At 58.9% G+C, this 21,854-nt stretch carries 25 protein-coding genes; 23 read left to right on the plus strand and 2 right to left on the minus strand.

What is annotated here, in order from left to right:
* The first annotated feature begins 262 nt into the window (after positions 1–262).
* The 4 genes from LDN84_RS04045 (at position 263) to LDN84_RS04060 (ending at position 2,050) form a co-directional block, all read left to right on the plus strand.
* Complete coding sequence (locus LDN84_RS04045) at positions 263–460, plus strand: hypothetical protein (RefSeq protein ID WP_223908703.1); 198 nt, start codon at positions 263–265, stop codon at positions 458–460.
* A gap of 161 nt (positions 461–621) precedes the next feature.
* Positions 622–849: a DUF1737 domain-containing protein gene (locus LDN84_RS04050; RefSeq protein ID WP_223908706.1), complete on the plus strand. Its 228-nt coding sequence runs from the start codon at positions 622–624 to the stop codon at positions 847–849.
* 20 nt (positions 850–869) lie between these two features.
* Complete coding sequence (locus LDN84_RS04055) at positions 870–1,277, plus strand: GFA family protein (protein ID WP_223908710.1); 408 nt, start codon at positions 870–872, stop codon at positions 1,275–1,277.
* Positions 1,278–1,303: 26 nt separating this feature from the next.
* Complete coding sequence (locus LDN84_RS04060; RefSeq protein ID WP_223908719.1) at positions 1,304–2,050, plus strand: SDR family oxidoreductase; 747 nt, start codon at positions 1,304–1,306, stop codon at positions 2,048–2,050.
* Positions 2,051–2,111: 61 nt separating this feature from the next.
* Here LDN84_RS04060 and fliD read toward each other — a convergent pair whose 3' ends face one another.
* Positions 2,112–2,876, minus strand: a complete 765-nt coding sequence (fliD, locus tag LDN84_RS04065) for a flagellar filament capping protein FliD (protein WP_223908724.1) — start codon at positions 2,874–2,876, stop codon at positions 2,112–2,114.
* 156 nt (positions 2,877–3,032) lie between these two features.
* Here fliD and queC point away from each other — a divergent pair, with 156 nt between their 5' ends.
* Positions 3,033–3,755 (plus strand): 7-cyano-7-deazaguanine synthase QueC, encoded by a 723-nt coding sequence (queC, locus tag LDN84_RS04070; RefSeq protein WP_223908726.1) that lies wholly within the window; start codon positions 3,033–3,035, stop codon positions 3,753–3,755.
* Positions 3,756–3,794: 39 nt separating this feature from the next.
* Here the strand turns inward: queC and LDN84_RS04075 are convergent, their stop codons facing one another.
* The gene (locus LDN84_RS04075) at positions 3,795–5,651 is read right to left on the minus strand and encodes a sensor domain-containing diguanylate cyclase (RefSeq protein WP_223908728.1); all 1,857 of its coding nucleotides are present in this window, start codon (positions 5,649–5,651) and stop codon (positions 3,795–3,797) included.
* Between the two features lie 271 nt (positions 5,652–5,922).
* On the opposite strand from LDN84_RS04075, the gene nifV reads away from it, so the two are divergent.
* The 18 genes from nifV to dksA all read left to right on the plus strand — a co-directional run bounded on the left by nifV (position 5,923) and on the right by dksA (position 21,824).
* A complete protein-coding gene (gene nifV, locus LDN84_RS04080; RefSeq protein WP_223908730.1) occupies positions 5,923–7,089 on the plus strand; it encodes a homocitrate synthase in 1,167 nt (388 codons plus the stop codon).
* 60 nt (positions 7,090–7,149) lie between these two features.
* Positions 7,150–7,488, plus strand: coding sequence for a nitrogenase stabilizing/protective protein NifW (gene nifW, locus LDN84_RS04085; protein WP_223908732.1), 339 nt, complete (start codon positions 7,150–7,152; stop codon positions 7,486–7,488).
* Positions 7,489–7,596: 108 nt separating this feature from the next.
* Complete coding sequence (locus tag LDN84_RS04090) at positions 7,597–8,598, plus strand: FAD:protein FMN transferase (RefSeq protein WP_223908740.1); 1,002 nt, start codon at positions 7,597–7,599, stop codon at positions 8,596–8,598.
* Entirely contained in the window at positions 8,595–9,140 is a 546-nt protein-coding gene (locus LDN84_RS04095) for a SoxR reducing system RseC family protein (RefSeq protein WP_223908742.1), read from the plus strand. Before LDN84_RS04090 ends, LDN84_RS04095 begins: the two co-directional genes overlap by 4 nt.
* On the plus strand, positions 9,140–9,718 hold the full coding sequence (gene rsxA, locus LDN84_RS04100; RefSeq protein WP_223908745.1) for an electron transport complex subunit RsxA: 579 nt from the start codon (positions 9,140–9,142) through the stop codon (positions 9,716–9,718). The genes LDN84_RS04095 and rsxA overlap by 1 nt, the downstream gene beginning before the upstream one ends.
* Positions 9,719–9,722: 4 nt before the next feature.
* Entirely contained in the window at positions 9,723–10,292 is a 570-nt protein-coding gene (locus LDN84_RS04105; protein ID WP_223908748.1) for an RnfABCDGE type electron transport complex subunit B, read from the plus strand.
* A 12-nt stretch (positions 10,293–10,304) separates the two neighbouring features.
* The gene (rsxC, locus tag LDN84_RS04110; protein WP_223908758.1) at positions 10,305–11,819 is read left to right on the plus strand and encodes an electron transport complex subunit RsxC; all 1,515 of its coding nucleotides are present in this window, start codon (positions 10,305–10,307) and stop codon (positions 11,817–11,819) included.
* On the plus strand, positions 11,816–12,904 hold the full coding sequence (locus LDN84_RS04115; RefSeq protein ID WP_223908760.1) for an RnfABCDGE type electron transport complex subunit D: 1,089 nt from the start codon (positions 11,816–11,818) through the stop codon (positions 12,902–12,904). The genes rsxC and LDN84_RS04115 overlap by 4 nt, the downstream gene beginning before the upstream one ends.
* A 41-nt stretch (positions 12,905–12,945) precedes the next feature.
* Positions 12,946–13,572 (plus strand): electron transport complex subunit RsxG, encoded by a 627-nt coding sequence (rsxG, locus tag LDN84_RS04120; RefSeq protein ID WP_223908762.1) that lies wholly within the window; start codon positions 12,946–12,948, stop codon positions 13,570–13,572.
* Positions 13,569–14,258, plus strand: coding sequence for an electron transport complex subunit E (gene rsxE, locus LDN84_RS04125; RefSeq protein ID WP_223908764.1), 690 nt, complete (start codon positions 13,569–13,571; stop codon positions 14,256–14,258). The genes rsxG and rsxE overlap by 4 nt, the downstream gene beginning before the upstream one ends.
* On the plus strand, positions 14,255–14,527 hold the full coding sequence (locus LDN84_RS04130; protein ID WP_223908766.1) for an RnfH family protein: 273 nt from the start codon (positions 14,255–14,257) through the stop codon (positions 14,525–14,527). The genes rsxE and LDN84_RS04130 overlap by 4 nt, the downstream gene beginning before the upstream one ends.
* 573 nt (positions 14,528–15,100) lie before the next feature.
* On the plus strand, positions 15,101–15,979 hold the full coding sequence (gene dapF, locus LDN84_RS04135) for a diaminopimelate epimerase (RefSeq protein ID WP_223908773.1): 879 nt from the start codon (positions 15,101–15,103) through the stop codon (positions 15,977–15,979).
* Positions 15,980–16,001: 22 nt separating this feature from the next.
* Positions 16,002–16,703, plus strand: coding sequence for a DUF484 family protein (locus LDN84_RS04140; protein WP_223908775.1), 702 nt, complete (start codon positions 16,002–16,004; stop codon positions 16,701–16,703).
* A 61-nt stretch (positions 16,704–16,764) separates the two neighbouring features.
* Positions 16,765–17,811, plus strand: coding sequence for a tyrosine recombinase XerC (locus LDN84_RS04145; protein ID WP_223908777.1), 1,047 nt, complete (start codon positions 16,765–16,767; stop codon positions 17,809–17,811).
* Between the two features lie 30 nt (positions 17,812–17,841).
* The gene (locus tag LDN84_RS04150) at positions 17,842–18,153 is read left to right on the plus strand and encodes a hypothetical protein (RefSeq protein ID WP_223908779.1); all 312 of its coding nucleotides are present in this window, start codon (positions 17,842–17,844) and stop codon (positions 18,151–18,153) included.
* 121 nt (positions 18,154–18,274) lie between these two features.
* Complete coding sequence (locus tag LDN84_RS04155; RefSeq protein WP_223908781.1) at positions 18,275–19,456, plus strand: class I SAM-dependent rRNA methyltransferase; 1,182 nt, start codon at positions 18,275–18,277, stop codon at positions 19,454–19,456.
* A 111-nt stretch (positions 19,457–19,567) separates the two neighbouring features.
* Positions 19,568–20,617: a CobW family GTP-binding protein gene (locus LDN84_RS04160; protein WP_223908794.1), complete on the plus strand. Its 1,050-nt coding sequence runs from the start codon at positions 19,568–19,570 to the stop codon at positions 20,615–20,617.
* A gap of 391 nt (positions 20,618–21,008) precedes the next feature.
* Positions 21,009–21,824, plus strand: a complete 816-nt coding sequence (gene dksA, locus LDN84_RS04165) for an RNA polymerase-binding protein DksA (RefSeq protein ID WP_435405941.1) — start codon at positions 21,009–21,011, stop codon at positions 21,822–21,824.
* The last annotated feature ends 30 nt before the right edge of the window (positions 21,825–21,854 follow it).

Below are 21,854 nucleotides of genomic sequence, written 5' to 3' on the forward strand. Positions count from 1 at the left end.
TGACCGATCAGCTTCATGCACCCGCCATGTCCAGTGGGGAGATGACAGACAAGCCAGCAGCGGCAAAAGGCGAGGTGTCACTATCGCCAAGCCATGTGTTGCAGTGATGGACGCGATATAACCACCTGGGGGGCCATGGCCTGGCATCTACCGGTATAAAGCACCGACGATTCACTTGGGGCGCAGGCTCTACCTCGGTGTCTACCGGCCAACCGCAGTGGATACACTGAAAGTGAAAGGCGTCCAGGCGCAGTGAAGCCACATGCCGCCCCTGCACCTCAAGGAGTTTCCCCATGCCATCCTGAAAATAGCAGCCTTCTCCGACGGTGACACCGGAGGCGCGGCTGATGCACGACGACTGACCACTGCGGCCATGAAAGGGCTTGGCATCAAGTTGAAACTGATTTTTAGTGTTGATTTTGCCTGTAGTGCATGTTCTATATGCGCAAACAGCTATTAAATGTGTAGCTATTTTTTCCAATTCCTGACTTCCCGATCCGCCAGAAGAGTCGGTTGGCACAAGCGTCTGCTTATCCCGGCGTTGTAGGAGCGTCGGCAGGCGCGAATCGTGGCTGCATACGTTTCTGGCAAACTGCCGTATCCCCACCAGAAGTGATCTCCATGAACCCTGCACCGCATACCCCCGCTCAACCGCCAGACGGCCTGCTCACTTATCGCCTGCTCACCGGGCCGGATGACGCGGCCTTTTGCCGCCGGGTCAGTGATGCCCTGGCCCTGGGCTACCAGCTCTATGGCTCACCTGCAGCCACGTTTAATGGCGTGAATGTGATCGTGGCGCAAGCCATTCTCTGGCCCAGCAACCAGAGTGTTGCCGCCAAGTCTCGATGAGCCTGCACAGGAAGAATCCCATGCCCACATCATTCGCCCATGGAAGTTGCCTGTGTGGTGCGGTACGGTTTGAGGCCGGTCTGCCGCCCAAGTGGGTGGCACATTGCCATTGCACACGTTGCCAGCGGGCACACGGCGCGGCTTTTGTGACCTGGGTCGGGGTCGACGCAGTCGACACGGTGGTGTCGGATACCCGCAGCGCGTTGACTTGGTACACCACATCCGAAGGCGCAAGCCGTGGTTTTTGCCACACCTGCGGTAGCCCCATGTTTTTCAAATCACCACGCTGGCCGGGTGAGTTGCACATCGCCCGTGCGTTGTTCCTTGAGCCTGTAGACCTGATGCCACAATCCCATGTGCACTTTGATACACGCGTCAACTGGGTCTGTCTGGGTGACAGCCTGCCGGTAGAGGTTGATGCGGTTTGACTCACCCTCTCTTACCAATACACGTCATGAAAAAAATCATCCTCGTCACCGGTGGCTCCCGGGGCATTGGCGCTGCTGTGGCGCAAGGGGCGGCCGAACAAGGCTACGCGGTTTGCATCAGCTACCTCCATAACCAGGCGGCGGCCGAGGCGGTGGTGGCTACCATCCGCCAGAACAACGGCGAGGCCATGGCCGTGCAGGCGGATGTGGCGCTTGAAGACGATGTGGTTCGGCTTTTTAGGCAGGTCGATGCCACGTGGGGCCCGTTGAGCGCCCTGGTCAACAACGCCGGGGTACTTGCCCGCCAAGCACGCGTGGACGAGATGGACAGTGCCCGCATCCAGCGTATTTTGGCCACCAACGTGATCGGCAGCTTCATTTGTGCACGCGAAGCGGTGCGGCGTATGTCCACCCGGCACGGCGGCAGCGGCGGGGCCATCGTCAACCTGTCCTCCCGCGCGTCGCACCTGGGAGCTCCGGGCGAATATGTCGACTACGCCGCTTCCAAGGCCGCCATTGACACCCTGACCATTGGTTTGTCGAAAGAGGTGGCGGCTGAGGGTATTCGCGTCAATACGGTGTCTCCCGGTGTCATCTACACCGACATCCATGCCAGTGGCGGCGAGCCGCAGCGGGTGGATCGGGTGAAAGAGGCCATACCGATGAAACGTGGTGGTTATCCTCAAGAAGTTGCCAAGGCCGTGCTTTGGCTGCTGTCAGCGGACGCGTCTTACACCACCGGTGCCACGCTGGACGTGGCGGGCGGCCGTTAGTTCTCAACGCCCTGCGTGGTTGGGATCGTGCCTTGTTGGAAACACCGGATCAAAAATGGCATCAACCATTGGATTGGTAGGCGGCCACGCCAAAGGCAGAGTAAGCCGAACTTGGACTGGTGCTGGAACCCCAGGCACTTTGTGTCGTCGACAGCTTCTGTACCGCCGCAAGCAGCGCACTCTGGTGTGCCTTCAGGGTGGTGGATTGCTGGTTCAGTGCGCTCATTGCATCGCTGACCCCGCCACCGCTGGCCAATTCGTTGGCGGCCGTCTTGTCCAACGCCTGGCCAATTTGGGCCAGGGTGTTCTGGACAAAGGAGGCATCTTTTTGTTGTGCGGCATCGAATTTCGCCGTATCAAACGTCAGCGTGCCGTCCGCCTGAGGTTTGAGGCCGATTTTTTTTAAGGCATCCATGGCTGCGGGCGTGTTGGCCAGGGCCCGGTTCAAGTCCCGGCTGACCCGGTTGGCATTGCTGGATGACATCAATGCCCCGCTGCTGCTGGTGGCCGTGCTGTGAGCCGTAGTGATGGCGGTGTTGAACCGGGTCACCAAACTTTGAAGGGCTGTCTTGATGTCCGCCGCAGTTGAGCTTGTTTTCAGGTTGCCCAGCGCGCGGGCTGCCAACTGGGTATCCGATACCGCTGACTTGAGTTTGCCAAAGGAGGACAGTTGTGCACTGGTGATGTCAAGCTGTGTCTGGAGCCTGGCATCCACCGAGGTGATGGTGCGCGACACCTGGCTGGTGCTGCTGGCCGCCTGGGTGGAGGTCTGGGAACTGCTCAGTTGGCTGGATGTGTTGAAATTGGTGAGCGAAGAAAGGTTCATCGGTGAGTCTCCCTGAAGACAGCGCCAACCATAGCGGATGCACCGGTTCATCAAGCCGGAAAATGATCGGTAAATCCAGGCTTTTTATGGGCATACCCGAATCAGCATGCCCAATCCTTGGTGGTGCGTACCACCGCATGCTCTAACATTGCAGCCATGCATACCACCGCCCTTGTCCTTTTCTCCGGCGGGCAGGACTCCACCACCTGCCTGGCCCATGCCCTGGCGCGTTACCAGCGCGTCGAAACCATTGCCTTTGATTACCGCCAGCGCCATCGTATTGAGCTTGATGCGCGTCTGAATGTGCTGCGCGAGCTGCGTGTACGCTTTCCACAATGGTCCGCCAAGTTGGGCGAAGATCATTTGCTGGATCTGGCCGTGCTGGGCGAGGTGAGCGACACCTCGCTCACCCGTGACACGGCCTTCAAGATGGAAGCCAGCGGCCTGCCCAACACCTTTGTGCCGGGACGCAACCTGCTGTTCATGACCCTGGCCGCCGCACTGGCTTACCGGCGTGGCCTGCAAGTGCTGGTCACCGGGGTTTGCGAGACCGACTTTTCCGGCTACCCCGATTGCCGTGACGACACCATGAAAGCCCTGCAGCTGGCCTTGTCCCTGGGCATGGATCAGCGCTTTTTGATCGAAACCCCGCTGATGTGGATCGACAAGGCACAAACCTGGGAATTGGCACGTACCTTGGGCGAGCAATCGGGCCAGCCCGATGGTGGCCAGACCTTGGTGAACCTGATCGTGGAACACACCCATACCTGTTACCTGGGTGATCGTCACCAGCGTCACGTCTGGGGTTATGGCTGTGGAACCTGTCCAGCCTGCGAGTTACGCGCCAAGGGTTACGCGGGTTTTGTCAACCGGGCGTAACCCCTCATCCGGCAGGTTGACAGGGGCAGCGGACAGGCCTCAATACTCTTTTTTGTCTGTCCACATGCTGGCATCGAAGCGCACCACGCGGTTGCGCCCGGTGTCTTTGGCGCGGTAGAGGGCTACGTCGGCATACTTGACGGCCTGCCAGAACGTGTCGCTGTCAGACGGGAAGTCGGACAGACCGATGGAAATGGTCTTCTGGATCACCACCCCGGCCACGGTGGTCTTGAGCTTTTCGACTTCGGCGCGGATTTTTTCAGCCACCCGGTCAGCGCTGCCTGAGTCCGAGTCTTGCAGGATGATGAGGAATTCTTCCCCGCCATAACGGATCACCATGTCCGAGGCGCGCACCGACTGCTTGAGGACCTTGGCCAGTGCCTTCAGCACGGCATCCCCCGCATCATGACCATAGGTGTCGTTGACCATCTTGAAGAAATCAAGATCCAGCATCATGATCGCCAGATGGGATTTTTTACGCTGGGCGTTGCTGATCAACGTTTCGACATACTCTTCCAGGAAACGCCGGTTGTTCAGGCCCGTCATGGGGTCACGCAAGTTGGCTTCACGCAGGGTTTCCATCAGGCGTTTGGTTTCCAGCACGGGTGCGGCCTCCCGCAGGTAGCCGTTAACATAAGTTTCCAGCGTCAGCAGGCGCTGCTGATCCTGTGTCGTGCTGACCAGTTGCAGCACGCTGCCCACCGAGCCTGACTGGATGACGGGAAAACACAGGTAGTGTGTCCCGGCCTCGGTCGGGCGAAAGGCGTAACAGATGTCGGGTGTGGTGATGCCATCCACCTTGTGGCCGGTACGCCGTGCTCGGCAGCCTTCCGGGCGAATCAGGATTTGCGGGTCGCACCAGCGGCAGTCGTTGCCCACCTGGCCATCCACCACAATCGGAATCATCTGGTGCTTCTGGTTGTTGAGTTCGTAGATTGAGAAGGTCTTCAGGTGGTGGTCATGTTGCAACATGTTGGAGAGTCGTTGATAGATCTCCATCTTGGTTTCATCTTCCTCAATAGCTTGTTTGAAGTGGGCCGCCTTGGTCAGGCCGTCGACCATGTCAATGGTGGAACTGAGCAGGTTTTCGCCAGGGGTGGATACCCGGCCCGTCAGGCGTGAGACGCTGTTGCCAATGCGGTTCAGCCCATCATCGAGAAATTTCAGGAGGCGATTCAGATCCGCCGCGATGTGACCAATTTCATCGTTGGTTTTTTGCTCCAGATGGGATTTGAAATCACCTTCGAGGGCTTGATGTACGGCACTCTCAACCGCCCGTGCGGTATTGGAAATGGGTTTGAGCATGCGCCGCATCAGGCTGATCAACAGCAGGGTAAAGACCAGTACCACGGTCACAATGCCGGCGACCGCCAGCAGGGCCTGGTTGCGGATGGCCGAGATGGACATGGTCATGGAGACCACGCCCAGCACCGCCCCCTCAGCCACCTGATGACATTGCAGGCAATTCGGGCTGCCATGTGAGGAAGCGATGTAGGGAATGGTGCCCTTGAAGACCAGGTCATCCCCTTCGTCGGCCAGTTTGAACTGCGGCACACCCAGGCGAAATGCCTTGAGCACATCTTCGTCGCTGTCTGTTTCCTGTTTGAGGCCGGGGCCAAATTGTTGCACCACCAGTGGCGAGCGAGTCACCTTGGCCGATTTCAGGCCTTGAACTTCCAGCAGCCGGTTGAGGAAACTCTCACGCTTGGCAATCGTGCCGTTGATCATGGACTCGGTCAGGTGAACCCGCACAATCTCGGCGGCAGTACGGATGTTTTCTGTAGCCGAGATGATGGAGAAGGTTCGAAAGGCGTACAGGCTGATGGCGATCAGTGCGGCCATCAGCATGCCGACGATGGCGGTAAAAAACAGGGTTGCTTTGGTGTTGAGATTCATACACGCAGTGCGAAGTCAGACGATGTGGTTTCAAGTATCGCATTCAAAACCAGGGGCGCGGGGTCTGGGCGATGCAGGACGCAGGTGTTTTGAGATACCACTGCGCCACTGTCATAAACAACACATTTCCGACATGTGCAGTGGGTGAATCCGTCGGGCGGAGGGTTCCAGATCCGACAAAACGACCGGTTGAATCAGCCTGCGCGGGCACAAATGCAGCAGAAACAGATGGCACGCCCCTTGCAATAAAGATCGCAAAGGATGCCACACCATGCCGCAAAACCTCATCATCAACGACACCACCTTGCGCGACGGCGAACAAACTGCCGGAGTGGCTTTTACGGTCGATGAGAAATGTGCCATTGCCTGTGCGCTGTCTAGCGCCGGTGTGCCAGAAATGGAAATTGGCATCCCCGCCATGGGGGAGGAAGAAATTGACTGCATCAACGCCATCGCTGCGTTGGAGCTGCCCGCCAGCCTGATGGTCTGGGGCCGCCTGACCGATGCCGATCTGGCCAGCGCGTTGCGCTGCCAGGCGGACATTGTTCATCTGTCGATTCCGGTGTCAGACATTCACCTGCAGCATAAGTTGCGCCAGTCGCGCGAATGGGTGTTGATGCAGGTGACACGGGTCATCGAAAAAGCCGTTGCCAGTGGTCGCAAGATCTCATTGGGGGCGGAAGATGCGTCGCGTGCCGAGCCGGATTTTCTGGCCCTGGTGGCGCGGCGGGCGCAGGCTTGTGGTGCCAGCCGGATCCGCTTTGCCGACACCCTGGGGGTGCTGGACCCGTTCACCACTTATGACGCGGTGGCGCGACTGCGTGAAGCGGTGGATATCGAGATTGAAATCCACGCCCACAACGATCTCGGCTTGGCCACCGCCAATACGCTGGCGGCCTTGCGTGCCGGGGCCACCCATGCCAATACCACGGTCAACGGCTTGGGTGAGCGTGCGGGTAATGCGGCGCTGGAAGAAGTGGTGATGGGTGTGCGCCACCTGCACCATGCCAAGACCGGTGTGAATACGCAGGCGCTGGTGTCCATTTCCCGTCTGGTAGCCCGCGCCTCTGGCCGTCAGGTGGCTTTCAACAAAAGCATCGTCGGGGATGCTGTGTTCACGCATGAATCCGGCATCCATATTGATGGCTTGCTGAAAAACGCCTCTACCTACGAGAGTTTTGATCCCTCGGAACTGGGCCGCCATCGCAGCACGGTACTGGGCAAACACTCTGGCTCACAGGCGGTGCGCCAGGCCTATGGCCAGTTGGGGGTGGTGCTGGACGATGACGCGTTGACCGCCCGCCTGCTGGCGCGTATCCGCGACCATGCCATGCGGGTCAAGCAGGAAGCCACCGTCGATGAGCTGCGCAGCTTTTTGCTGGAGTCGCTGGAGGTTTCGCCATCTCATGCTCATGCCGCCAGCGGCATGGCCACATAAGGTCAGGCATGGATGCCAAGACCTTGCCCTTCTTCAAACCATAACCCGGGAGTAAACATCATGGAAACCTTTCTTCAACAACTCAAGGCACTGTCTTCTGCCGAGGACTTTCTGCAGTACTTTGGCGTACCGTTTGACCAAGGGGTGGTTAATGTCAGCCGCCTGCACATCCTGAAGCGCTTTTTTCAGTACATCCGCCAGGAAAACCTGTTGGCACAAACCGATGAAGTGGGGCTCTACACCTTGTACCGCGTGCAGTTGGTCAAGGCTTATTCGGACTTTGTGAAATCGACCCCTGCACAAGAGAAGGTTTTCAAGGTGTTTCAGGATGTGAATGGCCGCCAGCACGTGACGCTGGACAGCCTCAAAGCGTCGCTGCCGCGGCGCGCCATGGCCTGACGCCGTTGAAGTATCTGTTGGAAACCCGGTAACCCTGACATGCCAAAGGATGCTCCCGTGAAAAAAGATTCATCTGCCCATGCCGCATATCCCACCGAGGGAAATGTGGTGACCCAACCCCGCACACTGGGCCGTCGTCGGCTGATGCTGATGGCCGCTGTTCTGCCACTGGCCGCCTGGCGTATCCAGCAGGATGCGCAGGCCGCGCCGTTGCGCTGGGAGGGTATGGCCATGGGAGCACCGGCCTCTTTGGTGCTTCACCATGGTGGAGATACGGCGGGGGCACAGGCTGCGCTTGCCGCCACTCTGGCCGAAGTGTCCCGACTGGAAGCCATGTTCAGCCTGTTCCGTGCCGACTCGGTGTTGTCCCGGCTCAACCGCACGGGTCGTGTTGACAATGTGCCGCCCGAATTTGTGTCGCTGCTGAGTACCGCACTGGAGATGGCAGCAGGTTCCAACGGTGTGTTTGACCCCAGTATTCAACCGCTGTGGAGTCTGTACTTTGACCACTTTGTGGTGAAAGGCAAGACGCAGCCACCTGCTGCTGAGAAGCTGGCGCAGGCCCGGGCCCTGGTGGGTTGGCGTGGTGTGCAGTTGACGGGTACCTCGGTCTCGCTGGCACGTGCCGGCATGGGCCTCACACTGAATGGCGTGGCACAGGGTTTTGTGACCGACCGCTGCAGCGCGGTGCTGCGCGCGCATGGCTTCAGCCACATGCTGGTGGACATGGGTGAGCCACGTGCCGTGGCGGCCAAACCCGATGGTTCAGCCTGGCAAATTGGTTTGGCCGATCCCCGTGATCCCAGTCGCGCATTACATACGTTGTCGGTGCTGGATCAGGCGGTGGCTACATCCGGTGGTTATGGCACGCGGCTGGATGCGGCAGGTCTCTACACCCACCTGATCGATCCGCGCACCGGGCGCACCGCGCCGGCGTTTGAAAGTGTCAGCGTGGTGGGGCCCACGGCCACCCAGGCTGATGTGCTGTCGACCGCACTGGCCTTGATTCCCCGTAGCGATGTGTCGGCACGCCTGGCCTTGCTGCACACGCAGCCGGGTTGCCGTGCAATTTGTATTGACAGCGCTGGTCAGGTGAGTGAGTTGTCATGAACACGCAGCACGATTGCGCTGATGATTTGATCGAAGGCCTGGCCCGTGTGGTGGCGCTTGACGGTGACCAGGTCTGGCTGGTGGCTGAACAGCCCGCAGCCTGCGGCAGTTGCGCCACACGCAGCGCCTGTGGCAGTGGTGACAGCAAGCCGGGGGCCAGCTGGCGTGTGTCGCGCACACTCGGCCATGGTCAAGCCCAGTTGGCCTTGGGGGACACCGTTCGTATTGGTGTGGATCGCAACGCACTCATCCGTGCGACGCTCACCGCTTATGCCTTGCCGCTGGTCACGATGCTGATCGCCGCTATGAGCATGCAGGGTGCCGGTGATGCCATGGCCATAGTTGCCGCGCTTGTGGGGCTGGTGGCCGGGGTGGTGGCTGCCAAAGGGATGGCCCGGCGTTGGCGCAATGCCTTGGTGCCGGTGGTGCTGGGGCGTGTCCAGAGTGCGGCAAGTTCGGCATGTGGCACGGCCATGCATGGGCATCCAGCGGCTGCTTTGCGCGGTATAGCCATTCCCGTGATTCACCAAAGGAGTCTGTGATGCAAGATTTTTTACTGGTGCTGCTGAGCACAGCGATTGTCAACAACGTTGTGCTGGCCAAGTTTTTGGGCCTGTGTCCCTTTATGGGAACCTCCTCACGTATTGACACTGCCGTGGGTATGGGACTGGCGACCACCTTTGTGCTGACCTTGTCCACCGGTTTTGTCTGGGTGGTCGAGGCACTGCTGTTGGCCCCACTGGACCTGAGCTTTCTGCGCACGATGTCGTTCATTCTGGTGATTGCCGCCGTGGTGCAGTTCACCGAGATGGTGATTCGCCGCATTTCACCACCCTTGTATGAGGCGCTGGGGGTCTATCTGCCGCTGATCACCACCAACTGCGCGGTGCTGGGGGTGGCCTTGTTGACGATTCAGGGCGGGTATGGGTTTGCGACCAGTCTGTTGCGCGGTTTTGGCACGGCAGCCGGTTTTGGTCTGGTACTGGTGATTTTTGCCGGCCTGCGCGAGCGGCTGGCGCTGGCCGAGGTGCCCAAGGTTTTTGAGGGGGCTCCCATCGGGTTTATCACGGCCGGTGTGTTGTCGCTGGCGTTCATGGGTTTTGCTGGACTGGGAGGTTAATGTGATGGATGCACACATGATGACTCAAGCCGCACAAGCGGTCGGTGCGATTGGCTTGTTGGGCACCGGCCTGGGGGTGGTGCTGGGGGTGGCCGCACGCTACTTGTCCGCCCCGGTGGATGACCGGGCCGAGGCTGTGGCGGCGATTTTGCCGGGATCGAACTGTGCGCAATGTGGTTTTGCGGGTTGCAAACAGGCGGCTGCCGCCATCGTGGACGGGCGGGCTGCGCCCAACTGTTGTCCACCTGGTGGTGCGTCCACTGCGCAGCGTGTGGCTGAAATGATTGGTGTGCGGCTGGCGGTGGATGGTTCCGATGCCACTTTGCCCACCGTAGCTTGGGTGGATGAGGCGCGTTGTATTGGTTGCACCCGGTGTATCCGCAAATGTGGTTCAGATGCCATTGTCGGGTCCATCAAGCAAATGCATACGGTGTTGCCCGAGGCCTGTTATGCCTGTGGCCTGTGTGAAATCGAATGTCCCACCAAAGCCATTGTGATGAAGCCGGTGGTGCCTACGCTGGCCACCTGGCATTGGCCCAAGCCCACGGCTCCACACCGCGTGGCGGCTGGTTGAAAGGAGCTTGTAATGTCACTTTTTCAAGTTCGTGGCGGGGTCAAGCTGAGCTACCGCAAGGAGCTCAGCAGTGAAAGCCCCATTGTGCACATGCCCACACCAAAGCGGGTATGTATCCCTTTGCAGCAGCATGTGGGTAGCCCGGCAGAGCCGGTGGTGGAGGTGGGGCAATGGGTGGGCAAGGGCCAGCTGATCGGGAAAAGCGGGCGCGGTATTTCCGCCAATGTGCATGCCTCCACCTCAGGCATCGTGACAGCGATCGAAGACCACGTGGCACCACATCCCTCCGGTTTGACGCAACTCACGGTGGTGATTGAGGCTGACGGTGACGACCGGTGGGCAGAACTGCCTCCCCCCATCACCGCTGATTTCCCTTTGCCTGCCACCCCCAAGGAGCTGAATGATCGCGTGGCCGCGGCGGGTATTGTGGGCCTGGGGGGCGCGGCTTTTCCGTCAGCGGTCAAGCTTGACATGCGCTACAAATACAGCATTGACACCCTGGTGATCAACGGTGCCGAATGTGAGCCCTACATCACCTGTGATGACCGGTTGATGCGTGAATCCGCCAGCGAAATCATCGACGGTGTGCGCATCATGGCCTATGCCCTGGCAGTTGAGCAGATCATCATCGCCATCGAGGCCAACAAGCCCAAAGCCGTGAAAGCGATGCGCGACGCGGCCAAAGCCGACCGCAGCATCCGGGTTGTGACGGTTCCCACCCGTTTTCCCATGGGCTCGGCCCAGCATTTGCTGCTGGCGGTAACCGGGCGTGAAACACCGGCTGACAAGCGTACCGCTGAGGTCGGCGCCGTGGTGCACAACGTGGCTACCGCGCGTGCTGTGAGTTGCGCCATCCGGCGTGGCGAGCCATTGATCAGCCGTGTGGTCACGGTGTCAGGGTTTGGTGTGCGTGAACCCGCCAACGTGGAGGTGCCGCTGGGCACGTCAGTGGAGGATTTGTTGGCGTTTTGTGGCGGCTTACACCCGGTGCCGACGCTGCTGATCAATGGCGGCCCGATGATGGGCGCACCACTGCCATCGGTACATGCGCCGGTGGTCAAGGGTTCCAGCGGGGTGCTGGCGCTGACAGCCGCTGAAATCAACGAAGGCCCGGAGTCCCCGTGTATCCGTTGCGGCAAATGTGTTTCGGCCTGCCCAGCCGGTTTGGTGCCGGTGGAGATGGCGCAACTGATCAAGCGCGGGGATTTGCAGGGAGCCAAAGCCATTGGCAGCCAGGATTGCATTGCATGTGGTTCGTGTTCCTACATCTGCCCCTCACACATTCCGTTGGCACACTACTTCAGCTTTGCCAACGGGAAGCTGAACGCGCTGGATCGTGATGCCCGTCGGCAAGACCGGATTCGCTCACTGATTCAGGCCCGCAACGAACGTGCAGCCCGTGAAGCGGAGATGAAAAAAGCCGCTGCCGCCGCACGCAAGGCCGCTAAAGCCGCGACCGCTGCCGCCAAAGCAGCGGCCACCGAAACCACTGCCGCAAGCACCACCCAGATGGAGGAGACCACATGAGCACCCTGGCCAACCGTGCCGGACCTTTCACGCACACGGTCAACACCGTCACCCGCACCATGCTGTGGGTCATCCTGGCCCTGACCCCTGCCACGGCTTACGGCCTGTGGCTGTATGGCTGGCCTGCCGTGATGCTGTTTGTCATCACCTTGGTTGCGGCCCTGGCTTTTGAGGCCGTCATGCTCGTGCTGCTGGGGCAGCCGGTGCGCGCACGGCTGTTGGACGGGTCGGCCTTGCTGACCGGCTGGTTGCTGGCGATGAGCCTGCCGCCCTGGGCCCCCTGGTGGATCGGGGTTTTGGGCAGCTTGTTTGCGATTGTGGTGGCCAAGCATCTGTTTGGCGGTTTAGGCCAAAACATGTTCAACCCCGCCATGGTGGCGCGTGTGGTGCTCTTGATTTCATTCCCGGTGCAGCTGACGATGTGGGTGGCGCCGGCTCCTTTGGGGAGCACCACGACCCCTTCCTTCGGTCAGGCGTTGGCGTATGTCAGTGGCTACACGCCCATACCCGAGCACATGAGCGCCGCAACCGCACTGGGCACGTTGAAGACCGAGCTGTCGCGTGGGGTTTCGGTGGAAAAAACCGCTGCGCAACTCCCGCAGCCGCAGCAACTGGCCCTCGGCAACGAGTCCGGCTCAATGGGGGAAACCTCGGCCATGCTGCTGCTTGCGGGTGGGGTGTTGTTGCTGGCCTTGCGCATCATTTCCTGGCATATCCCGGTCAGTCTTTTGGCCACGCTGGCGGTGTTGGCCGCAGTTTCGCATGCCTTACATCCTGACCGATTTGCCTCGATGCCCATTCATCTGCTGTCCGGGGCGGCGATGCTGGGGGCCTTTTTTATTGCCACCGATTACGTCACCTCGCCTGTGTCACGCAGTGGGCAGCTGTTGTTTGGCGCGGGGATTGGCGCGTTGACCTGGGTGATTCGCGCACTGGGTGGCTACCCTGAAGGCCTGGCCTTTGCGGTGGTGCTGATGAACGCACTGGTGCCGTTGATTGACAGGGGATTTCGCCCGCGGGTGTTTGGTCGCAGCTGGCGCGGCACATCTCTGGAAGCCAAGTCACAACCCAAGATCCACATATGAATACGCCCGAGCCAACTTCATCCCCCACACCTGCCACCCCCATGTCAGCCCGTCTTTTTGCGTTGCTGGAGCCCGTTGGCGGCAAGCATGCTTTGGTGCTGGGTGGTTTTTCACTGGCCGCCACTTTGCTGTTGTCACTGGCGTATGGCCTGACCAAGGAGCCGATTGAACAAAGTGCACTGGAGGACTTGCGCCATTCGCTGGAGCAGGTGATACCCCAGGACATCCATGACAACAATCCGGCCGCCGATACGGTGCAGCTGCAACTGGATGGCGTGCCCTTGCTGGTTTATCGGGCGCGCAAGGCCCATCACGTGACCGGGGTGGCGTTTGAGGCCAGCCGCAAAGGTTATAGCGGTGAAATCCGCTTGCTGCTGGGGATTGACGAAAACGGCAAGCTGCTCGGGGTGCGGGTGTTGAAACACACCGAAACACCGGGCCTGGGTGACAAGATTGAGGTGACCCGGACCGACTGGATCACCCGTTTCACCGGGTTGTCCCTGGGCAACCCGCCCGAGGCGCAATGGGCCGTCAAAAAGGACGGCGGCGCATTTGACCAATTTGCCGGGGCCACCATCACACCACGTGCGGTGGTTAACGGCATCAAGGACGGGCTGCAATTGTTTGCCGCCCACCGTCAAACCCTGCTGGAGGAGGTTTCCAAATGAGTCAGATCCGCGACATCCTGGCCGATGGTGTGTGGCGCAACAACGTGGTGTTCAGCCAGATGTTGTCGCTGTGCCCTACATTGGCGGTCACCTCAGCCGCCACCCAGGGCCTGGGTATGGGCATGGCCACGCTGGCGGTGTTGATCGCCTCCAATGTGCTGGTGGCCTTGCTGCGTGGCTTGATCACCGATGAGGTGCGTATTCCGGCGTTTGTGCTGATCATTGCCACCCTGGTGACGATTGTGGACTTGGCCATGAACGCCTGGTTACATGAGTTGCACAAGGTGCTGGGCCTGTTTATTCCGCTGATTGTGGTGAACTGCCTGATTCTGGGCCGTGCCGAGTCCTTTGCCTGTAAAAACAGCGTGGCCTTGTCCGCGCTGGATGGTTTGGCCATGGGGGCAGGCTTCACCCTGGCGCTGACCCTGATGGGCGCTTTGCGCGAAATTGGTGGTACTGGCAAAGTGTTCTCGGGGGCCGCCAACTTGTTGGGCCCTGCCATGGGTGTGCTGGAAGTGCGCGTCTACCCCGGTGATGGGGCCTTGGTGATGATCTTGCCCGCAGGTGGTTTTATTGTGCTGGGGTTGATGATTGCCGCCAAACGCGCGATGGATGCCCGAAAACCGGCCGCCAAACCACTGCCTGCCTCTTCTGAAACCCTCACACCGGTGGCGGTGGCATCATGAAGGTCAGTGTCACCTACGCGCTGCCAGAGCGGCAAAGCTGGCTGGAGGTGGAGGTGCCCGAGCAGGCCACGGTGCGGGATGCCATTGAGGCCAGCGGCATTACACGGGTGTTTCCCACGCTGGACCTGAGCACCCAAAAAGTGGGTGTTTTTGGCAAACTGGTGGCGCTGGAAGCCCGCCTGGAGCCAGGGCAGCGGGTTGAAATCTACCGCCCCATCACGGCCGACCCCAAGTTGTTGCGGGGGGATGATGATGACGATAGTGATTGATTGTGGATTGGAGTGCTATAAAGTTGATATCTATTTGCGCAATCTGCACAATGTCTAGAGGCCTAAAAAGCATGTAGAAACATGTGAAAAGTGCATTGCGATCTAGCTGACTTTTGTAATCCCCCCCTATCCTCCCCGCTCCTTTCCACCCCCGCCGAGGCGGAAAGGAGAGCCAACAGCCGTATTTGGCTGCGTCTTTAAAGTGAGGCCAGACAACGCTACGGCCAACGTGGCGGTGTGGGAACGCGGTGACGCTCGCGCTGATAAGTCGTTCACCAACGTTCAAACGCACAGGTTTTCGATGATTGGTGTACACCCTCACCGCTGTGTTGGCCATTCGCGTTGTATGCCCTCCGTCAATACACAAGGCCAAATACGGCTGTTAGGCTCCCTTTCCGCCCCGGCGGGGGTGGAAAGGGCGGGGGGATAGGGGGGGATACGTAACTATGAATTTCATAGCTGTCCGCGCAAATATCACAAGCGCTAGAAGCCAAAAAAGCCTATAAAAATGACTTTTCCAGCGGGATTCACCCCGATGAGCGCAGTGCGAGTCTGAGCGTAGATAATTCCCCCATGCAAATTCCTTTTACCAAAATGCAAGGTGCCGGCAACGACTTTGTGGTGCTGGACGAAACCCGGGAGCGCTTTGGCCTGAGCACCGCACAGTACCGGTTCCTGGCGGATCGCCACTTTGGCGTGGGTGCCGATCAAATCCTCACGGTGCGGCCATCACCCGCGCCGGGTATTGATTTTGAATACGTGATCCACAACGCCGACGGCGCGCAAGTGGAGCAATGTGGCAACGGCGCACGCTGTTTTGCCCGTTTTGTGCGTGATGCCGGCCTGACCACCAAAGACGCGATCCGCGTGCAGACCAAGAGTGGCGTGATTGAGCCAGTGTTGACCGCTGATGGCCGCGTGACGGTCAACATGGGTGCCCCTGTGTTTGACTTGCCCCAAATTCCCTTTGCCCCGGGGCAAACCTTGCCAGTGCCTGATGGTTTATGGCAAAAATGGCCTCTAGAGCTTGATAAACAAGCGCAAGTAGCTATTCAAATGGTAGCTGTTGTATCCATGGGTAATCCCCATGCGGTACAGGTGGTGGACGATGTGGACACGGCTCCCGTGCTGCAGGTCGGCCCTTTGATCGAGCACCACCCGTTTTTCCCCAACCGGGTCAACGCCGGCTTCATGCAAGTGCAAAGCCGCCGCCAGATCCGGCTGCGGGTGTTTGAGCGTGGGGCGGGGGAAACCCTGGCCTGTGGCTCGGGGGCTTGTGCTGCTGTGGTGGCGGGTATCCGGCTGGGTGTGCTCGACACCACCGTGGATGTGCTGACCCATGGCGGCGTACTGACCATTTCCTGGGCGGGTGGTGCGGCCCCAGTCTTGATGACAGGCCCAGCCACCACCGTGTTTCATGGCCGCATTGAACTGCCGCCAGCTCTTTCCTGATTATTCTGACTGTCTGACTTTCATGCCAAATTCAACTTTGCCCAGTGCCATCAGCAATCCCATCACTGAAGACGATATTGCCAATTACCTGGCCAACACGCCTGGTTTTTTTGAGAACCATGCCGAATTATTGGCCTCGGTGCAGCTCTTTAATCCGCACAGCCAGCGTGCCGTGAGCCTGCAAGAGCGGCAGGCCAGTCTGCTGCGTGAAAAAATCAAAATGCTTGAATTGCGCATCATGGACATGATTCGCAATGTGAACGAAAACATGGTGCTGTCAGACAAATTGCTGCAGTGGGCGCGGACATTGTTTTTGCACACCGATGTCGCCACTTTGCCTCAGCTGATGGCCTCCGAGCTGGCAGAGCAGTTTTCGGTGCCACAAGTGGGCATCAAGGTGTGGGGGGTGGATGCTGCTTATGCCCGTGCGCCGTATGCGCAAGGTGTCAGCAATGATGCCAAATCGTTCATCTCTTCTCTAACCGAGCCGTTTTGTGGGGTCAACACCGGGCTGGAGGCCATCAACTGGTTGCCCGACCCGAAAGCGGCCGTCTCGCTGGCAATTTTGCCTTTGCGCACCGGCCGAACCGGCAGTGTGGCCCCCGCCTTTGGCTTGATTGTCCTGGCCTCACCCGATGCCCAGCGTTTTAACAGCACCATGGGAACTGACTTTTTGGCGCGTGTTGCCGAGTTGGCCAGCGCCGCACTGTCACCGCTGCGCTAGGCGGTTTTAACAGACCCCTTCAGCCCATCCTCAAACTGAACACGGTTGCATGGGCACAGGCATGATCCCCCGGGAATCCCTATCTACCTTGGAACCGTCTGCGGCGCAGAGCCTGGCGGTTGCCAGCCATGCCGCCCCGGTGGATGCACTGGTTCAGCGTTACCTCAACCATGTGCGGTTTGAGAAACGCCTGGCAGAACGTACGCTGGCGCTCTATACCTTGGATCTTGAAAAGCTCGCTCACAGTGCCGAGCAGGCCGGTGTCGCCCTGGTGGCGGTGCAGGCCAGCCACATCCGGCGCTGGGTGTCACAGATGCACAGTGGTGGGCGCAGTGGCCGGGGTATTGCGCTGATTTTGTCAGGCTGGCGTGGTTTTTACACCTGGTTGGGGCGGGAAGGCCTGGTGTCCTGTAACCCGGTGCTGGATGTGCGTGCCCCCAAAGCCGCCAAACCCTTGCCCAAAGCCCTGAGTGTGGATGATGCGGTGCAACTGGCCAGCTTTGACCAGCCCGATGCCAACCCCTGGCTGGAAGCGCGTGATGCCGCCATGGTCGAACTGCTGTATGGCGGTGGCCTGCGGGTGGGAGAACTCACCGGGCTGGATGTCCATGCCAGTGATGCTGCCCGTGGCTGGGTTGATTTACAGGCCGAAGAGGCCCATGTATTGGGTAAAGGCAGCAAACGGCGCATTGTGCCGGTGGGGGCCAAGGCGGTGCAGGCCTTGCAAGCCTGGCTGGTGGTGCGTGCGCAGGTTTTGCCGGTTTGTCCTGATCAGGCGGTCAAGGGTGGGTCACCCCACGCGGCCTTGTTTATTGGACAAAACGGCACGCGATTAACCGCCCAGTCGATCTGGCAACGTTTGCGCCAGCGTAGCCTGCAAGCCGGGTTGGCCGCGCCGGTGCACCCGCACATGCTGCGGCATTCGTTTGCCAGTCATGTGTTGCAGTCCAGCAGTGATCTGCGCGGGGTGCAGGAGTTGCTGGGCCATGCCAATATCAGCACCACGCAGGTCTATACCCGACTCGACTTTCAGCACCTGGCCAAAGCCTATGATGCAGCGCATCCGCGTGCCCATCTCAAAGACGGTGGTACAAGTGGTTCAAAATAGCGGTTTGAAGTTCTTTTCTACAGGTGACCTATGCAAAAGCTAATCAATGTGATGTTGGATAAAGGTGTCGAGTTTTCCTTCCATGTGCCTGAAGGTACCCCTCTGGCACACGATGTAGCGCGTGCCTGGCTGGACAAACAGTTCACCACGCTGGACTGCGAACCCCTGCGGGCCAGCGGCAAAGTGCTTACGGCTGACAAAATTCTGGTGGTCACACAAGCTGCTGGCGCGGCCTTGTTGGCCGATGCCCAATGGTCTGCCGAGTATGTAGCGGCGGTCAGTGCCGCTTTGGGCAAGCCGATGATCCGGGTGGATGTGCCAGCCATGGCCATCACCTACTGAACTTCAAACACTTTCTTTGACCCGTCCATCCGGTTGGCGTCTTGACGCAACGCGTGGACTGGGCTTGGTGTGGGTGCCGCATGGCATCGGCACCCCTGTCAAACTTGGTCAGAACCACACTATGAAAATCATTCGCCTGCGTGCGGGTAAAGAGCGCTCGCTATTGCGTCGTCATCCCTGGATTTTTGAATCAGCCATTGCCAAAGGCGGTGGGGATGTGGGCGAAACCGTGCGGGTGGAATCCGTCGAGGGGAAATTTCTGGGCTGGGCGGCGTTCAGCCCGGCCTCCAAAATCCGCGCCAGGGTCTGGAGCTTTGATGAGTCCCAACGTATTGATGCATCGTTTTTCATAGCTGCTTGCGCAAGTGCTGTAAGCGCTAGAGACCGATTTGACATACAAAGCAATGGGGTGCGGCTGGTGCATGGTGAATCCGATGGTCTGCCCGGTCTGATTGTCGACCGCTATGGCGACACGCTGGTGGCGCAGTTCACCTCGGCCGGGGTGGAGCGCTGGAAAGATGTGATTGCCGATGCGCTGCTCCAGGCCACCGGCCTGACCCGGCTGTACGAGCGCAGTGATGCCAGCAGCCGCGCACTGGAAGGTTTACCCGAAGCCACCGGCTGGTTACGCGGGCAGGGTGAGGTGGACCTGATCCTGCAAGAGCACCATTGGCAATTGGCGGTGAACATTGCCGAAGGCCACAAAACCGGGTTTTATCTGGATCAGCGTGACAGCCGTAAGCGGTTTGCCGACTACTGCCAGCGCCTGAAATTTGAGCGGGTGCTTAATTGTTATTGCTACACCGGCGGCTTCACCGTGGCGGCGCTCACCGGCGGGGCTACACACGTCACCTCGATAGACTCTTCTGGCCCGGCATTGGAAAAAGCCGCGGCCAATGTGGCTTTGAACGGTTTTTCCGCTGAACGCGCCACCTTCATGGATGCCGATGTGAATGCGTCCTTGCGCCAATTCATCGACCAAGGCCAGACCTTTGATGCCATCGTGCTCGACCCACCCAAATTTGCCCCCACCGTGGCCCATGCCGAGCGGGCGGCACGCGCTTACAAAGACATCAACCGGTTGGCCTTCAAGCTGCTGGCTCCGGGTGGTGTGTTGTTCACCTACAGTTGCTCGGGTGGTATCAGTGCCGATTTGTTCCACAAAATTGTCGCCTCGGCGGGTTGTGATGCAGGTGTGGACGGTTTTATCCATGAACGCATGGGCGGCGCACCCGATCACCCGATGACCCTGAACTTTCCTGAAGGGGAATATCTCAAAGGCCTGGTGGTGATGCGCAAGTAAACCTTAGGGATGCGGAAATTGCCAGTGCCGCCAGAAATGGGATATTTGGCATTTCTGCATCCCTTAAGCCCGCGGTCGTTACACTCGCACCCTTGTCCAAATCGTCCAGCTATGAGCCTTATTCCTGCCACCATCCTCACCGGATTCCTTGGTTCCGGTAAAACCACGCTGCTCAAACGTGTGTTGTCAGAAGCCCACGGGCAAAAAATCGCCGTCATTGAAAATGAATTTGGCGAGGAAAACATCGACAACGACATTCTGGTGACTGACTCCAAAGAGCAGATCATCCAGATGAGCAATGGTTGCATCTGCTGCACCATCCGCGAAGACCTGCGTGAGGCTTTGCAACTGCTGGCGGCCAAAAAGCGCAAAGGGCTGCTGGACTTTGACCGTGTGGTGATCGAGACCACCGGCGTGGCCGATCCCGGCCCGGTGGCACAAACCTTTTTCATGGACGACGAAATCGCCGAGAGTTATTTGCTCGACTCGATCCTGACGCTGGTCGATGCCAAGCACGCCAACCAGCAGTTGGATGACCGCCAGGAAGCCCGTCGCCAGGTGGGCTTTGCCGACCAGATTTTCATCAGCAAGACCGATCTGGTGTCGGCCCAGGAAACTGAAGACCTGATGCATCGCCTGAAACACATGAACCCGCGAGCGCCGCAAAAGGCTGTGCATTTTGGGGATGTGGCCTTGAGCGAGGTGTTTGACCTGCGTGGCTTTAACCTCAACACCAAGCTGGACATTGACCCGGACTTTTTGAAAGAAGAAGAGCACGCGCATGACCATGCCGGTCATGACCACGCGCCTGGCGAAACTTGCAACCACCCCTCACACCAGCACGGTCACCACCATGCCCATGATGACGATGTGAAAAGCTTTGTGTTCCGCTCAAATCGGGCCTTTGACCCAGCCAAACTGGAAGATTTTCTGGGTGCGGTGGTCAATATTTATGGCCCGCGCATGCTGCGCTACAAAGGCGTGCTGTACATGCAGGGCACTGATCGCAAGGTGATTTTTCAGGGTGTTCACCAGTTGATGGGCAGTGATCTTGGGCCCGCCTGGGGGCAGGACGAAACGCCTTGTAGCAAAATGGTGTTTATTGGCATTGATTTGCCCAAGGATATTTTTCTGCAAGGTATGGAGCAAAGCCTTGTTTGAACTTGTTTTTTAACGCGTTGTGGATGTCATGTTTGTCTCGCTTTTGCAACTCATGGGGTTTCCTGCTGACAAACCTGTAAACTCGCGCGCCGAACAAAACACCTCACCCCAAGCTGATGATTCAGTCAAAGCGAGCCAAGTCGAGAAGGTCAAGGCTGTTGCTCCCGCGCAGCTGACTCAGGGGAAACCCGCCAGGAGATCACCAGTGAAAGCCCATACCGTTAAACCCTTAGAGGCCGCCAAGACCTCAACCCAGGAGCTTGCGCAAGCCGCATCCCCGATTCAAGCCCATAGCAGCAAGGTCAAAACATCCGCCGTGGTAGGGACTCCCCTCAAGAAAACCATCACCAAAGCCGTGATCAAGGTGGCAGCAAAGCCTGCCCCCAAGACGGTGGTGCACGAAGACTCGCCGTCCGATCTTCCTGTCAAAGCAGAGCCGGTGGTGGTGAAAAAAATCGTTCGAAAAGCAGTTTTGGCACCTGTTGTTCCCCCCGTTCCTCATCCCAGAAAGAAACCTGAAACAGTGACTACCTCAACGTCTGTTGCCCCCAAACCCGTGGTTAAGCCAGCTGGCCCTGAAATGCAAATGACTGCCTCAGGCGTGCCGGTGCGTACCGGACGGCCCTCATCCCGTCTGGCCCAGTTGACCGTGCCTTCCATGGCCCAGACGGTAGCGTCTACGGCAGCCAAATCCAGTTTTACCCAAATGGCCACGCCGCAACCCATCGTGCCGCCGTTGGCCTCTGCCACCAAACGCGACCCCAAATTGGCCAACAACTGGAAGAAGAAACCAGTGGCAGAGTTGACCAATGAGGAAGTGATTGCCATGTCGGATGATGACTATATGAATGACACTCAGATGGCCTTCTTCCGTCTGAAGCTGGTGGCGCTGAAAGATGACATTTTGAGCAATGCGGGTGAGACCACCGAGCATTTGCGTGAAGACACGGTGGTGGTACCTGACCCGGCTGACCGGGCCACCATTGAAGAAGAGCACGCGCTTGAATTGCGTACCCGTGACCGGGAACGCAAGCTGTTGAAGAAAATTGAGCAATCGATTTCCCGTATTGATGCCGGTGACTATGGTTACTGTGACGAAACCGGGGAGCCCATTGGTGTGGGCCGTTTGTTGGCTCGCCCCACGGCGACCCTGTCGCTTGAAGCACAACAACGACGTGAACTCAAGCAAAAAATGTTTGGGGATTGATGAAGTTATCAAATCAGTTTTGTCGTTGGT

Origin of the sequence: Rhodoferax lithotrophicus (assembly GCF_019973615.1) — a bacterium.
In the GTDB taxonomy this organism is placed as follows: Bacteria; Pseudomonadota; Gammaproteobacteria; order Burkholderiales; family Burkholderiaceae_C; genus Rhodoferax; species Rhodoferax lithotrophicus.

Bases quoted from the DNA above. Each gene is read 5' to 3' on its own strand.
- rsxC (WP_223908758.1), top strand. From the start codon at position 10,305: ATGTCACTTTTTCAAGTTCGTGGCGGGGTCAAGCTGAGCTACCGCAAG.
- LDN84_RS04145 (WP_223908777.1), top strand. From the start codon at position 16,765: ATGATCCCCCGGGAATCCCTATCTACCTTGGAACCGTCTGCGGCGCAG.
- queC (WP_223908726.1), top strand. From the start codon at position 3,033: ATGCATACCACCGCCCTTGTCCTTTTCTCCGGCGGGCAGGACTCCACC.
- LDN84_RS04105 (WP_223908748.1), top strand. From the start codon at position 9,723: ATGGATGCACACATGATGACTCAAGCCGCACAAGCGGTCGGTGCGATT.
- LDN84_RS04095 (WP_223908742.1), top strand. From the start codon at position 8,595: ATGAACACGCAGCACGATTGCGCTGATGATTTGATCGAAGGCCTGGCC.
- rsxA (WP_223908745.1), top strand. From the start codon at position 9,140: ATGCAAGATTTTTTACTGGTGCTGCTGAGCACAGCGATTGTCAACAAC.
- LDN84_RS04045 (WP_223908703.1), top strand. From the start codon at position 263: ATGCCGCCCCTGCACCTCAAGGAGTTTCCCCATGCCATCCTGAAAATA.
- LDN84_RS04155 (WP_223908781.1), top strand. From the start codon at position 18,275: ATGAAAATCATTCGCCTGCGTGCGGGTAAAGAGCGCTCGCTATTGCGT.
- LDN84_RS04130 (WP_223908766.1), top strand. From the start codon at position 14,255: ATGAAGGTCAGTGTCACCTACGCGCTGCCAGAGCGGCAAAGCTGGCTG.
- LDN84_RS04075 (WP_223908728.1), bottom strand. From the start codon at position 5,651: ATGAATCTCAACACCAAAGCAACCCTGTTTTTTACCGCCATCGTCGGC.
- nifW (WP_223908732.1), top strand. From the start codon at position 7,150: ATGGAAACCTTTCTTCAACAACTCAAGGCACTGTCTTCTGCCGAGGAC.
- LDN84_RS04150 (WP_223908779.1), top strand. From the start codon at position 17,842: ATGCAAAAGCTAATCAATGTGATGTTGGATAAAGGTGTCGAGTTTTCC.
- LDN84_RS04115 (WP_223908760.1), top strand. From the start codon at position 11,816: ATGAGCACCCTGGCCAACCGTGCCGGACCTTTCACGCACACGGTCAAC.
- dapF (WP_223908773.1), top strand. From the start codon at position 15,101: ATGCAAATTCCTTTTACCAAAATGCAAGGTGCCGGCAACGACTTTGTG.
- LDN84_RS04140 (WP_223908775.1), top strand. From the start codon at position 16,002: ATGCCAAATTCAACTTTGCCCAGTGCCATCAGCAATCCCATCACTGAA.
- fliD (WP_223908724.1), bottom strand. From the start codon at position 2,876: ATGAACCTTTCTTCGCTCACCAATTTCAACACATCCAGCCAACTGAGC.
- LDN84_RS04055 (WP_223908710.1), top strand. From the start codon at position 870: ATGCCCACATCATTCGCCCATGGAAGTTGCCTGTGTGGTGCGGTACGG.
- LDN84_RS04050 (WP_223908706.1), top strand. From the start codon at position 622: ATGAACCCTGCACCGCATACCCCCGCTCAACCGCCAGACGGCCTGCTC.
- LDN84_RS04160 (WP_223908794.1), top strand. From the start codon at position 19,568: ATGAGCCTTATTCCTGCCACCATCCTCACCGGATTCCTTGGTTCCGGT.
- LDN84_RS04060 (WP_223908719.1), top strand. From the start codon at position 1,304: ATGAAAAAAATCATCCTCGTCACCGGTGGCTCCCGGGGCATTGGCGCT.
- rsxE (WP_223908764.1), top strand. From the start codon at position 13,569: ATGAGTCAGATCCGCGACATCCTGGCCGATGGTGTGTGGCGCAACAAC.
- rsxG (WP_223908762.1), top strand. From the start codon at position 12,946: ATGTCAGCCCGTCTTTTTGCGTTGCTGGAGCCCGTTGGCGGCAAGCAT.
- nifV (WP_223908730.1), top strand. From the start codon at position 5,923: ATGCCGCAAAACCTCATCATCAACGACACCACCTTGCGCGACGGCGAA.